The sequence below is a fragment of the Neptuniibacter pectenicola genome (assembly GCF_001597735.1).
GTDB classification, from domain to species: Bacteria; Pseudomonadota; Gammaproteobacteria; order Pseudomonadales; family Balneatricaceae; genus Neptuniibacter; species Neptuniibacter pectenicola.
The window spans coordinates 1-13,037 of record NZ_LUTS01000010.1 but is presented as its reverse complement, the minus strand read 5'-3'; the positions used below and the strand labels follow the sequence as shown (position 1 = coordinate 13,037).

Genomic DNA, 13,037 nt, shown 5'->3' with positions numbered 1-13,037 from the left:
CATGGCTTATAGTGAGAAAGTTATTGATCATTACGAGAACCCTCGTAATGTTGGCAAGATGAATGATAAAGATGCAAACGTTGGTACCGGCATGGTAGGAGCGCCTGCATGTGGTGATGTTATGCGCTTACAGATCAAGGTAAGCGACGATGGCATTATTGAAGATGCTAAGTTTAAAACTTATGGTTGCGGTTCTGCGATCGCCTCTAGCTCTTTAATCACTGAGTGGGTTAAAGGTATGTCGCTAGAAGAAGCAGCAGAGTTGAAAAATACTGCCATTGCTGAAGAGTTAGCGTTACCACCAGTGAAAATTCACTGCTCTGTGTTAGCTGAAGACGCGATTAAAGCGGCAGTAGCCGACTATAAAGAAAAAAAGAGCAAGTAATCGTTTAGTTGCTTGTTCGGGAGAAGTAGACGTTTATGGCAATTACCATGACTGAGGCGGCAGCAGAGCATGTTGCTCGCTATATTGAGAAGCGTGGCCACGGTACGGGTATTCGTTTAGGTGTGCGTACCTCTGGCTGTTCTGGTATGGCTTATGTCCTTGAATTCGTAGATGATGTTCAGGAAGAGGATGAGGTGTTTAATGGTCCGCAAGATGTTCGGATTGTTATTGACCCTAAAAGCCTGTTGTACTTGGATGGTACTGAATTAGATTTCGTGAAAGAGGGGTTGAATGAAGGTTTTAAATTCAATAACCCTAATGTCTCTAGCGAATGTGGTTGCGGTGAAAGCTTTAACGTCTAAACTCTTTTCGGCAGAATGATGGATATCACTAAGAATTTTTTTGAGTTTATCGGCCTGCCGGTATCGTACACTGTTGATCAGTCAGCACTGGCTGATCGTTCTCGCGAATTACAAAAAACACTTCACCCTGACCGTTATGCTCATTTATCTGATCGTGAGCAGCGTATGGCTGTGCAATATATGTCCTTCCTTAATGAAGGGATCGCGACATTACGTTCACCGCTTTTAAGAGCGCAGTATCTTCTGTCATTACGAGGGATTGATACCGAGAGTGAGTCATCTACAGCCGTCGACCCAATGTTCTTGATGCAGCAGATGGAGTTACGTGAGCGTTTGGAAGAGATTCCTGAGCTGGAAGATCCATATACTGAATTAGACGCGCTACAGGTTGAAGTTCAAGGTATGTTAAAGGCTTTGCGCGAACAGTTTGCACAGAATTATCAGGATGAGGCGTTAAGTGTCGCAACTGAGTCTGTGCGTAAAATGCAATTTTTAGAAAAGCTTGTCGTTGAGATAGAACGTCTCGAAGACAGGCTGGATGGTTAACGCAATACTATGGCGCTATTACAGATAGCAGAACCGGGGCAGAGTGAAGCTCCGCATCAGCATAAATTGGCAGTTGGTATCGATTTAGGCACCACCAATTCTCTTGTGGCATCCGTTAAGAGTGGTGAAGCAGTTACCATCCCCGATATTGATGGTCAGCACCTGTTGCCTTCCGTTGTGCGGTATATGCCATGCGGCAATCATTTGGTGGGTGCTGAGGCGCGTACCTATGCTGCTTCAGATCCAGATAATACGATTATATCGGTTAAACGATTAATGGGGCGCGGCGTTAGTGATCTTAAGACGCTAGGTGATGAAGCGCCTTATCAGTTTGATATTAATGATGGTGGTATGCCGTACATTAAAACAGCAGCAGGCAACAAAAGCCCTGTTCAGGTCTCAGCTGATATATTGAAAACGTTGGTTGCCCGTGCTGAAGAGGCGCTAGGCGGCGAGTTGACGGGTGCTGTTATTACGGTTCCTGCTTATTTTGACGATGCGCAGCGGCAGGCGACTAAAGATGCAGCGACCTTAGCGAATATTAAAGTGCTTCGCTTGTTGAATGAGCCTACGGCTGCGGCTGTTGCTTATGGTTTAGATCAAGGTAAGGAAGGCATTATTGCCGTTTATGACCTTGGCGGTGGTACCTTTGATATATCTATACTGCGTCTAAATAAAGGCGTGTTTGAGGTGCTGTCTACCGGTGGTGATAGTGCACTGGGTGGTGATGATCTTGACTTGGCTCTGGCTGAGTGGATAGCGCAGCAGCTAGGCGTAGATATTGATGGTAATTCGGTATCCCGCTATTTGATGGAAAAATCAAAACAAGCGAAAGAAGTATTGAGTGGTGCTGACGAAGCGACCATTGATCTTGAGATTAAAGGGCATAAACAGTCCATTACAGTATCGAGAGCTCAGTTTGATGAGCTGGTCTCGCCACTTGTTAAGCGTACCATTCGGGCTTGCCGTAGAGCGTTGAAAGATGCATCGGTTGAAGCTGAAGATGTGCTCGAAGTTGTGATGGTAGGCGGTTCAACCCGTGTGCCATTGGTGCGGGAAGAGGTAAAGCAGTTTTTCGCGCGTGAGCCACATATAAAAATAGACCCAGACTGTGTTGTTGCCGTGGGTGCGTCTATTCAAGCTGATGTGCTGGCAGGTAATAAACCTGATAGCGGTATGTTGTTGCTGGACGTTATTCCACTCTCGCTAGGTATTGAGACGATGGGTGGGTTAACGGAGAAAATTATACATAGGAATACCTCTATTCCTGTTGCGCGCGCTCAAGAGTTTACCACGTATCAAGATGGCCAAACGGCGATGGCGATTCATGTTGTCCAAGGTGAGCGTGAGCTGGTATCGGATTGCCGCTCTTTAGCGCGGTTTGTTTTACGGGGTATACCGCCGATGGCGGCGGGCGCTGCTAAAATTCGCGTTACCTATCAAGTGGATGCCGATGGTTTGTTGGGTGTTCATGCGAAAGAGCTGACCTCGGGTGTTGAGAGTAGTATTCAGGTTAAACCGTCTTACGGTTTAGGTGATGTTGAAATTGCAGAGATGCTGAAAGCGTCCTATTTAAATGCTGCTGAAGATAAAGATGTGCGTGCGTTGCGCGAGCAGCAGGTGGATGCAGATCGGCTGATTGTTTCACTTCAGGATGCGTTGGTCGCTGACGGTAAGCAGTTGTTGAGTGCTGATGAGTACGCCGCACTGGAAAGTGAGATTGAAAAACTAATTGAGCTACGTAATGGTAGTGATCTGATTGCTATTGAACGGGGCGTTGCCGCCTTGTCGAAAGCGTCGGATGAGTATGCTTCGCGCCGGATGGATCATAGTATTCAGAAAGCGTTGCAAGGCCACAGTATTGATGAACTTGGGGAGAGTGAGTGATGCCGCAGATTATCTTTCTGCCACACGATGAGTTATGTCCTGAAGGTAAGGTGATTGACGCCGAGCCAGGGGTTACGGTCTGTGATGCGGCGCTTGCTCATGGAATCGAGATTGAGCACGCCTGTGAAAAGTCCTGCGCTTGTACCACCTGTCACGTGATTGTGCGTGAAGGCTTTGGTTCCTTAGAGGAATCGGATGAGCTTGAGGATGATATGTTAGACAAGGCTTGGGGCTTAGAGCCTGAGTCGCGTTTGAGTTGTCAGGCGGTAGTAGGGGATGAAGACTTAGTCGTTGAAATTCCAAAGTACACCATTAATCAGGTTTCTGAACGTCACTAAAGGGATTGATATGAGTCTTAAGTGGGTGGATGTATTAGATATTGCTATAGAGTTGTCTGAAAAGTATCCAGAGCAGGATCCTATGACGATTAGCTTTCCAGATCTGTATCAAAAGGTGATGGATCTCGAAACGTTTGATGATGATCCTGATCGTTGTGGAGAGAAGATTCTTGAAGGCATTCAAATGGCTTGGATAGAAGAGATGGATTAATTCTCAAGCTATTGTATAAAAACCCGGTTAAGCCGGGTTTTGTTGTTTTTTAAGTGCTGTTTTCTGGCGCCGCTCTAGCGTATAATTGCGCGCTGGATTTTTGTAGGGGTCATCCGAAAGCCCTATTGCAGTTTGTTGATTGTTTCCTATTGATAAAAGTAGGTATTTAACCAAACGGTAAAGGTTTTCAGATAACTCTTTTTGTTTTATTTTATTTTGGAGCTTTAAACATGGCACTTGAACGTACGTTCTCAATTATCAAGCCTGACGCAGTTGCTAAAAACGTTATTGGTAAAATCGTTTCTCGTTTTGAGACTAACGGTCTAAAAATCGTTGAAATGCAGCTAAAACAGCTTTCTAAAGAGGAAGCTGAAGGTTTTTATGCAGAACATAAAGAACGCCCTTTCTTTGGTGATCTTGTTGAATTTATGACGTCTGGTCCTGTTGTTGTTCAGGTGCTTGAAGGCGAAAATGCAATTGCTTTAAATCGTGAGCTAATGGGTGCTACTAACCCACAGGAAGCGGCTGAAGGAACAATTCGTCGTGACTTTGCACAGTCTATTGATGCAAACGCGGTACACGGTTCTGATTCTCCAGCATCAGCTGAGCGCGAAATCGCTTACTTCTTCGGTAAGTAATTGCCGTCCAGGCCGCTTTCTCCTTTTCGGGTTAAGCGGTCTATTGATCTACCCCAATTATGAGCACTGTCATCCATGACTGAATCCACCAAGAAAGTTAATTTACTGGGCATGTCACCCGCAAAACTGGAAGTTTTTTTTGAAGAAATTGGCGAGAAAAAATTCCGTGCAACCCAGGTGATTAAATGGATTCATCAGCTTGGAGCCTCTAGCTTCGAAGAGATGACGAATATCAGTAAGGCATTACGCATTAAGCTGGAAGAAGTTGCGGAAATTCGTGAGCCTGAAGTTTTACTCGAAAAAGTTTCCAAAGATGGCACTAAAAAATGGGTTATTCGTACTGAGAGTGGCTCCAGTGTTGAGGCTGTCTTAATTCCTGACGGCGATCGCAAAACACTGTGCGTATCATCGCAGGTAGGTTGTTCATTAGATTGTAGTTTTTGTTCTACGGGTAAGCAGGGCTTTAATAGCAATTTGACGGCAGCTGAAATTATTGGTCAGCTGCGTATTGCGATTAGATCCTATGGTGACTACAACACAACCTCACAACGGGTTGTGTCGAATGTAGTGATGATGGGGATGGGTGAGCCGCTAATGAACTTCGATAACGTCGTTGATGCGATGACATTGATGATGGAAGATAATGCATACTGCTTATCTAAAAGGCGTGTTACTTTATCCACTGCGGGGGTTGTGCCTGCAATTGATAAACTTGCTGAAGTGACCGATGTGTCTTTGGCGGTTTCTATACATGCGCCGAATGATGATTTACGTGATATTCTTGTGCCCATTAATAAACGTTATCCTATTAACGACTTGGTTGATGCCTGTAATCGTTATTTAGGCAAGCTAAGTGATAAGCGCGTCATCACCGTTGAATATACGTTGATTAATGGTGTAAATGATAAGCCGGAACATGCCAAGCAGTTACTGAAAGTTTTACGTCGAATGCCGTCAAAATTGAATATCATTCCATTCAATCCATTTCCTAATTCAGGCTATGAGCGTCCGACAGAAGAAAGAATTCTGGCATTTAAAGAGATTATCGTTCATGGTGGCATTGTTACGACGGTAAGACGTACGCGCGGTGATGAAATTGATGCTGCTTGTGGTCAATTAGTGGGTCAAGTTGAAGACCGAACGCGTCGTAGTCAAAAATATATACCTGTTGTACAACAAGGGCTTGAGTAAGCGTCACTCATAACAAAAAGAGGGAAGGAAAGCGTGAGAGGAATCAAACTGGTACTCGCTCTATTTATGGTGCTAGTCGTCGTGGGTTGTACGACAAAGGGTTCCCAGCCTGAGAGCAATAAGACAGTTGCTTATGAAGCATATTCCCAGCTGGGGTTTCAATACCTTCAAAGTGGCGATACGGTAACGGCGAAGCAGTCATTCCAGCGGTCTATTGAGCTTAATAGTGGTTACGCCGAAGCGTATAATGGATTAGCTTTGACCTTTCAGCTTGAGGGTGATGATGATTTAGCTGAGAAGTACTTCCGCAAGGCGACATCGGTCGCACCTGACTCCGCCATGGTACACAATAATTTTGGTGCTTTTCTCTTCTCTAATGAGCGTTATGCCGAAGCATGTGAAGAGCTAGCAAGAGCCACCGAAGATCCTTTCTATAACTTACGATCCCAAGCATTTGAAAACTTAGGCCGCTGCTATCGTTTGTTGGAACGTAATGAAGCGTCTAAGCACGCGTTTAAACGTGCGCTACAAGTAACCGCTAATCGGCCGGTCTCATTGGTAGAATTATCCGATCTGTATCTATTAGAAGGTAATTACTTGGAAGCTGAAAATTACTTTGATCGTTTTCTTGCTTTAGTAGAAAATCGACGTGTTGATCACTATGCAAAAAGTCTTTGGGTCGGCATTCGGTTGGCTCGACATAATAGAGAAGCAACCCGTGCCGCTACTTTTGCATTGATTCTTAAAAACCTGTACCCGGATTCAAAAGAGTATCGTGAATATGAGGAGTCTGCGCGTTGAATAATGAAGAACAAGAACGCCAACCTGAAGTGCTGGCTGAAGAATGGGGTGCGCGCCTGACGTCTGTTCGTGAATCTCGCTCTATATCTATAGAACAAGCGGCAGCGGATCTAAACCTGCCGACTGAGTACCTTCGATGTATAGAGGCTGGTCGTTTAGAAGGCCTGCCAAGTATGGTATTTGCTAGAGGATATATTCGTGCCTACTTAAAGATGTTAGGTATTGATGGTATCGATGCGCGCGTTGCGGAATATGTCGCCATTCATGGTGAGGGCTCCAGCAACGGCGCTATTCGTCCTGTTAGTCGCGTTCGTCAGCAGGTTAAGATGGGCGATCCATTGATGAAATTATTCACATGGGTGTTTGTGTTAGCGATTTTAGGGGTCTCAATCTGGTGGTGGCAGACTCAGTATGGCGGTTTTGATGCCACGTCTGCGCCTGAAGGTGAGGGTATAGAAAACGCTTCATCGGCAACCGACGCGGGTGACGTTGTCATGTTAGAAAATGGTACGGCTACTTTAGCTTTGCCTACATTAGATGACAGTCCTGTTGATGAAGGTCTAAGCAATAAAGCCGCGGTTGATGAAGAGCAGGCCGAGTTGACTGAAGAGGAGCGTAAAGCGCTTCAGGATGCGATCGATGCAACGCCAAAATCAGCTGAGGCTGGCGCTGCGCTGAACGGTTCTAGTCAAGTGTTGGATGTCAACGCGGATATTACAATCTCTGCTGATTTTGTTGCGGAGTGCTGGGTATCTATTAAGGATGGTGACGGTCAAAAGCTGTTTAATAACCTTAGGGGAAAAGGGCAGAGTGTTAACGTTACAGGTAAACCGCCGTTGAGCATTCTTATTGGTGCGGCGGATGCGGTTGGTAGTTTTAGATATAATGGGGCTACGTTTGATCTAGCGCCCTTTAGTAATAAGAATGTCGTTCGTTTAAATCTCCCTGTTTCTGAATAATTTTTAGCATTATAGGTTGTAGTTTTGGCCAAAATTAAAGCCATCCGCGGGATGAATGACATCCTGCCCGAACAGTCGCCAGTATGGCAATATCTTGAAAGTACCGTCAATGATGTCCTTTCTGCTTATGGTTACAGTGAAATTCGTATGCCGATCGTTGAGCAGACGAATCTCTTTAAACGCTCTATCGGTGAAGTAACTGATATTGTTGAAAAAGAGATGTACACCTTTGATGACCGCAATGGCGAAAGTTTAACGCTTCGTCCCGAAGGTACGGCAAGCTGCGTGCGTGCCGCAGAAGAGCATGGTTTGCTCTTTAATCAGATGCAGCGGTTTTGGTATCAAGGTCCAATGTTTCGTTATGAGCGCCCTCAAAAGGGACGTTATCGTCAGTTCCATCAGATTGGTGTCGAAACCTTTGGGATGGGCGGTTCAGATATAGATGCAGAAGTTATTCTATTGAGTGCGCGTTTGTGGAAGCGGTTGGGGTTACTCGACTCGGTTACGCTTCAGCTTAACTCATTAGGTAGTAATGAGGCGCGGGCTGAGTATAAAGACGCGCTCGTTACTTTTTTAAGTGCGCATAAAGCGCAGTTGGATGAAGATAGTCTGCGTCGTCTAGACTCTAATCCACTGCGTATATTGGATAGCAAGGACCCACAAACACAGACACTGTTAAATGATGCGCCTGTGTTGAGTGAATATTTAGATGAGGAATCGCGGCAGCATTTCTCTGAGCTAACATCAATTTTGGATTCAGCGGGCATTGCTTATGAGGTTAACCCTCGTTTAGTGCGCGGTTTGGATTATTACTGCAAAACCGTTTTTGAGTGGGTAACTGATAAGTTAGGTGCTCAAGGTACGGTCTGTGCGGGTGGTCGTTATGATGGACTGGTTAAGCAGTTAGGCGGACGACCTACACCGGCGGTTGGATTTGCGATGGGTGTTGAGCGCCTAATCTTATTGCTTGAAACATTAGAGCTGATACCTGAGAAGGTGCGTTTGCCGTTTGATCTCTATGTGGCGGCAGAAGAGAAAGGTTTGCAATCCAAAATTGTACTTTTGGCTGATCGTTTGCGTGATGAATGTGAGGGCTTAAGAGTGCGTGTACACTGCGGTGGATTAAAAAATATTAAACAGAAAGCGCAACAATCAGGTGCGCCTCTTGTTCTATTAGTAAAAGAGTCTGATAATCAGCAGCTTTGCGGTACAATCTGGCACCAAGATGAACCGGTGTTTGATCTTACGGAAGCGCAGATGCTGGCAGCGATTACAGAATACTATCGCGCATAACCTAAATTTATTGAATTTGAACATAGGCACAGGAGTTTAAGGTGGCAGAGCTACGCACCGAAGAAGAGCAAGTCCAGGCGCTAAAGTCGTGGTGGGATGAGAATGGCAAATCCTTGATTCTAGGTATTGCGGTAGCGTTGGCAGCCGTTCTTGGCTGGAAAGGTTGGCAGCAGCACGAGTCTGTTCAGGCTGAGAATGGGTCTATTCTGTATCAAAATTTATTGGATTCTGTTGTTGGTGCAATCGGCCCGCAGCAGGATGAAGCGAAGCTGGCGACAGCTAACCACCTGAGTGGGCAGCTTAAAGCGGATTATGATGATACTGCCTATGCAAATTATGCAGCACTCATTATGGCGCGTGTTGCCGTTGAGCAGGGTGAGTTGGATAAGGCGCTTACCGAGCTTGATTGGGTTTTGGCTCATCAGCCGACGGAATCAATTTTTGTGTTAGCAAGTATGCGTAAAGCACGAATTATTGCTGACCAAGGCGATGCGGATAAAGCACTGACTATTATCAATAGTGTGCCGGTTGCTGGTTATGTGGTGAGTATTAATGAGTTGAAAGGTGATATTTACCTCGCTAAAGGTGAAATCGCTCAGGCTAAGTCTGCGTATGAGACGGCTCTTAATGCATCTACTGCGAATAACCGTCCGTTGTTAGAAATGAAATTGAATGATCTGGCTGCACAGGAGAGTTAAATGAAAAGTCTATGCCGTTTAGCTGCAGTTAGTATCGCGTCTCTGATCATCGCAGGCTGTGGCTTTTGGGGTGATGATGGCGAAGAAGTTGAACCCAATCCTTTGGTTTCATTTGAGGCAGAAAAAACTGTATCTGTTTTATGGTCCGCTTCTGTAGGTTCAGGCTTAGGTAACAAGTATCACCAGTTTAGACCGGCCATTGATGGAGAGCATATATTTGCCTCTGATAAAGATGGGTCGGTGTATGCGTTTGATGTTAAAACAGGCAAGAAAGTTTGGGAAGTAGAGCTTGAAACCACGATCGTGGGCGGTGTTGGTGCAGGTGTTGGCCGAGTAGCTGTCGCTAACGAAGAGGGTGAAGTGGTTGTGCTTTCTGCTGAAGATGGTGCTGAGTTATGGCGTGCTAACGTTAACTCGGAAGTGACTTCAGCGGCTCAATTTAATGAAGAGCTCGCCGTTTTTCAGCTAATTAACGGTAAAGTTATTGCCTTTGATATAGTGACGGGTGAGCAGCGCTGGTTATATGACAGCCAGATTCCTCGTTTAACCTTGCGTGGCACCAGTTCACCTATTGTGGCAAGTGATGTTACGTTTGCAGGGTTTGCTAGCGGTAAGCTGGTAGCGATTGATAATGCTAAAGGTGCTGCAATTTGGGAAAGTCGAGTGGCGTTGCCGCAAGGTCGATCTGAATTGGAGCGTATGGTTGATATTGATGGGCGTCCGCTGTTAGTTGATCGGATGATCTATGTCTCTAGTTATCAGGGACGTCTAGTGGCGATAAACCCATTCCGTGCGCAGGTAGTGTGGGCGCAGGATGTATCAAGCTACCACTCATTAGCTGAAGGTTTTGGTAATATCTACGTCAGTGAGTCTAATGACGCTGTTCAGGCGTTTGATCGTGCAAGTAGCGCGAGTGTTTGGCGCCAGGCTGAGCTTGAAAATAGAGGTATCACAGCGCCTGCCACTATAGGTAGTGATGTTGTGGTCGCTGATTATGAAGGTTATCTGCATGTTATGTCGCAGACCGATGGTCATTTTGTTGCTAGACATAAGGTAGATTCTTCAGGCGTCTATGGCGATATGCTCGTCAAAGATGATGTTTTGTATGTGCTCACAAATAGTGGCCGTTTGGCTGCGCTGAGCATACAGTAACTTAAATTGTTCGATTCTGGCGGCTACTTGCTAGGCATGTAGCCGTCGTTTTGTTTATACCTGCATAATGCAGGAGTAGGGTTCATGCTTCCGGTAATTGCTCTCGTTGGTCGACCGAATGTCGGCAAATCTACATTATTTAACCGCCTAACTAAATCAAGAGATGCGTTAGTGGCTGACTTGCCAGGGCTTACGCGCGATCGAAAGTATGGCGAGGGTCAATTAGGTGAGGATCAGAATTACATCGTAATTGATACGGGCGGTATCACGGGCGATGAGCAAGGTATCGACTATGAAATGGCTAAACAATCACTTCAGGCGATCGATGAAGCGGATATAGTGTTGTTTCTTGTTGATGGTCGTGCAGGTCTTAACCCTGCCGATGAGGTTATTGCTAACTACTTACGTAAAACATCAAAGCCTTGCCATTTAGTTGTAAATAAGACGGACGGCTTAAATCCTGATGTTGTTATCGGTGATTTCTTCTCTATAGGTTTAGGTCATCCATTGGCGATTGCTGCTGCCCATGGACGTGGTGTTACCTCGTTAATTGAATATGTGCTTGAAGAGTTACCAGAGCTGACTGAAGAGTCGCTTGAAGTGATGGCGCAAGTGCAGAAAGGGATCAAAATTGCAGTGGTTGGTCGGCCGAATGTGGGCAAATCAACCTTGGTTAACCGTTTGTTAGGTGAAGAGCGTGTCGTTGTATTTGATAAGGCCGGTACGACACGAGATAGTGTTTATATCCCTTACGAGCGCGATGGTCGGAATTACACACTGATTGATACGGCAGGTATTCGACGTCGTAAAAGTATTCGTGAAGCGGTAGAAAAATTCTCTATTGTTAAGACTCTGCAAGCGGTTAAAGATGCGCATGTAGTCGTTATGGTTATCGATGCCCGTGACGGAATAACTGAGCAAGATATGCATATGCTCAGCTTTGTGATTGATACCGGGCGGTCATTAGTTATTGCATTGAATAAATGGGATGGCATGACGGCTGAAGAGAAGGATGAGGTTAAAGAGCAGATTGAGCGTAAGCTTGAGTTCGCTGATTTTGCTCGTATGCACTTTATCTCCGCGCTTCATGGAAGTGGGGTGGGTAATATGTATGATTCTGTTGAAGAAGCTTACGATTGTGCCATGGCTAAATGGTCGACCAGTAAGTTAACGCGATTGCTTGAAGATATTGTCGCCGATCATCAACCGCCTGCGATCAATAATCGTCGTATTAAATTACGTTATGCTCATCAGGGTGGGTCTAATCCCCCTATTATTGTTATCCATGGTAATCAGACAAAATCGTTGCCGGGTTCATATAAGCGTTATCTGGAAAACAAGTTTATTAAAGTGCTTGCCATTAAAGGCACGCCGATTCGTTTCGAGTTCAAATCGAGCGAAAACCCATTTGAAGGCAAAGTGAACCCGCTTAGCTCGCGTCAGTTAGCTAAAAAAGAGCGTTTTAGGGATCACGTAAAACAATTGAAAAAAATGAACAAGAAGAAAAAAAGTAAGCGATGAGTGCAAGTGGTGATGTCCAGCTGCCTATAGGTGTTTTTGACTCCGGCGTGGGTGGGCTCACCGTCCTCAATGCGATTCGTCAACGCCTTCCTAATGAAAACCTCATCTACCTAGGTGATACTGCACGGGTTCCTTATGGAACTAAGAGTGCGTTATCTGTCACCCGTTATGCTGAACAAGCGGCGAAAGCGCTGATTGAGCGCAACGTTAAAATGCTTGTGATTGCATGTAATACGGCATCGGCGGTGGCTATTGAGCCACTTCAGTATTTATATCCAGATATTCCTGTGATTGGTGTTATTGGCCCAGGTGCCGACGCTAGCTGTGATGCTACCCAGAGTCAGCATATCGGTGTGATTGCTACGGAAGGGACCGTTAATAACCAAGCATATCAAAATGCAATATTAGAACGGCTACCTAGTGCTTCTGTTGTAGCCCACCCCTGTTCATTATTTGTTGCGCTTGCTGAAGAGGGTTGGCATAACGGTGATCTCGTTAAGCAAATAGTTGAAGCCTGTCTTGAACCATTCCGGCATGTCGATCATCCGATGATCGATACGCTAGTATTAGGCTGTACGCATTTTCCTGCATTAAAGGGAGTGATTGGGGAGGTGATGGGTGACGCGGTCAGCTTAGTCGATTCGGCAGAGATAACGGCCCGTGCGGTGGCTGATCGATTGCAAATAGATGGTCTATTAAATATAGGGGCGGTCAAAGGGGAGGTTCAGTTCTTAGTAACCGACGGGCCTACCCGTTTCGCGCGTGTGGCTCAGCACTTTTTCTCAGATCCTATTCCTGCCTCAGAAATACAATTAGTTGATATACAACACTTTGCCCATTAAGGCGTGGTGGCGTTTGTGTTAATGGCGCCTATATAGTCCCGCTTTATGTCATGTTTGCATGCGCTTCTCTGTTCTTGGGTGGGGCGCTAACGTTAAATTGACTATTCCGTAATCAATTTAGTCCTAATTCTTGCTCAATCTCACTTTTTTCCCTTTATTTTGCAGTTTTTTAGTTCTGGCTGTTGACGTTGTTTAGGAAGTGTCTATAATTCG

Annotated in this window: 15 protein-coding genes; all 15 read left to right on the top strand. The window is 45.5% G+C overall.

What is annotated here, in order from left to right; genetic code table 11:
* Position 1: 1 nt before the first annotated feature.
* The 15 genes from iscU to murI all read left to right on the top strand — a co-directional run bounded on the left by iscU (position 2) and on the right by murI (position 12,824).
* Positions 2 to 385, top strand: coding sequence for a Fe-S cluster assembly scaffold IscU (gene iscU / locus A3773_RS13080; protein ID WP_067986756.1), 384 nt, complete (start codon positions 2 to 4; stop codon positions 383 to 385).
* A 35-nt stretch (positions 386 to 420) separates the two neighbouring features.
* The gene (gene iscA, locus A3773_RS13075) at positions 421 to 747 is read left to right on the top strand and encodes an iron-sulfur cluster assembly protein IscA (protein ID WP_067986754.1); all 327 of its coding nucleotides are present in this window, start codon (positions 421 to 423) and stop codon (positions 745 to 747) included.
* A gap of 15 nt (positions 748 to 762) precedes the next feature.
* Positions 763 to 1,293, top strand: a complete 531-nt coding sequence (hscB, locus tag A3773_RS13070) for a Fe-S protein assembly co-chaperone HscB (RefSeq protein ID WP_075109567.1) — start codon at positions 763 to 765, stop codon at positions 1,291 to 1,293.
* Between the two features lie 9 nt (positions 1,294 to 1,302).
* Positions 1,303 to 3,180 (top strand): Fe-S protein assembly chaperone HscA, encoded by a 1,878-nt coding sequence (gene hscA, locus A3773_RS13065; RefSeq protein ID WP_067986748.1) that lies wholly within the window; start codon positions 1,303 to 1,305, stop codon positions 3,178 to 3,180.
* On the top strand, positions 3,180 to 3,518 hold the full coding sequence (gene fdx / locus A3773_RS13060) for an ISC system 2Fe-2S type ferredoxin (RefSeq protein WP_067986747.1): 339 nt from the start codon (positions 3,180 to 3,182) through the stop codon (positions 3,516 to 3,518). The genes hscA and fdx overlap by 1 nt, the downstream gene beginning before the upstream one ends.
* A gap of 10 nt (positions 3,519 to 3,528) precedes the next feature.
* Entirely contained in the window at positions 3,529 to 3,729 is a 201-nt protein-coding gene (gene iscX / locus A3773_RS13055) for a Fe-S cluster assembly protein IscX (RefSeq protein WP_067986745.1), read from the top strand.
* A 230-nt stretch (positions 3,730 to 3,959) separates the two neighbouring features.
* Positions 3,960 to 4,367, top strand: a complete 408-nt coding sequence (ndk, locus tag A3773_RS13045; protein ID WP_067986740.1) for a nucleoside-diphosphate kinase — start codon at positions 3,960 to 3,962, stop codon at positions 4,365 to 4,367.
* 75 nt (positions 4,368 to 4,442) lie between these two features.
* Positions 4,443 to 5,558: a dual-specificity RNA methyltransferase RlmN gene (gene rlmN / locus A3773_RS13040; RefSeq protein WP_067986739.1), complete on the top strand. Its 1,116-nt coding sequence runs from the start codon at positions 4,443 to 4,445 to the stop codon at positions 5,556 to 5,558.
* Positions 5,559 to 5,591: 33 nt separating this feature from the next.
* Complete coding sequence (pilW, locus tag A3773_RS13035) at positions 5,592 to 6,359, top strand: type IV pilus biogenesis/stability protein PilW (protein ID WP_231902211.1); 768 nt, start codon at positions 5,592 to 5,594, stop codon at positions 6,357 to 6,359.
* Positions 6,356 to 7,318 (top strand): RodZ domain-containing protein, encoded by a 963-nt coding sequence (locus A3773_RS13030; RefSeq protein WP_067986735.1) that lies wholly within the window; start codon positions 6,356 to 6,358, stop codon positions 7,316 to 7,318. Before pilW ends, A3773_RS13030 begins: the two co-directional genes overlap by 4 nt.
* Positions 7,319 to 7,369: 51 nt before the next feature.
* A complete protein-coding gene (hisS, locus tag A3773_RS13025) occupies positions 7,370 to 8,611 on the top strand; it encodes a histidine--tRNA ligase (protein WP_231902213.1) in 1,242 nt (413 codons plus the stop codon).
* Positions 8,612 to 8,652: 41 nt separating this feature from the next.
* Positions 8,653 to 9,309, top strand: coding sequence for a YfgM family protein (locus tag A3773_RS13020; protein ID WP_067986731.1), 657 nt, complete (start codon positions 8,653 to 8,655; stop codon positions 9,307 to 9,309).
* Positions 9,310 to 10,461 carry an outer membrane protein assembly factor BamB gene (gene bamB / locus A3773_RS13015; protein WP_067986729.1) on the top strand — a complete coding sequence of 384 codons (1,152 nt, stop codon included), beginning with the start codon at positions 9,310 to 9,312 and terminating at the stop codon, positions 10,459 to 10,461.
* 84 nt (positions 10,462 to 10,545) lie between these two features.
* Positions 10,546 to 11,982, top strand: a complete 1,437-nt coding sequence (gene der, locus A3773_RS13010) for a ribosome biogenesis GTPase Der (protein ID WP_067986727.1) — start codon at positions 10,546 to 10,548, stop codon at positions 11,980 to 11,982.
* A complete protein-coding gene (murI, locus tag A3773_RS13005) occupies positions 11,979 to 12,824 on the top strand; it encodes a glutamate racemase (protein WP_067986725.1) in 846 nt (281 codons plus the stop codon). Before der ends, murI begins: the two co-directional genes overlap by 4 nt.
* Positions 12,825 to 13,037 lie beyond the last annotated feature (213 nt).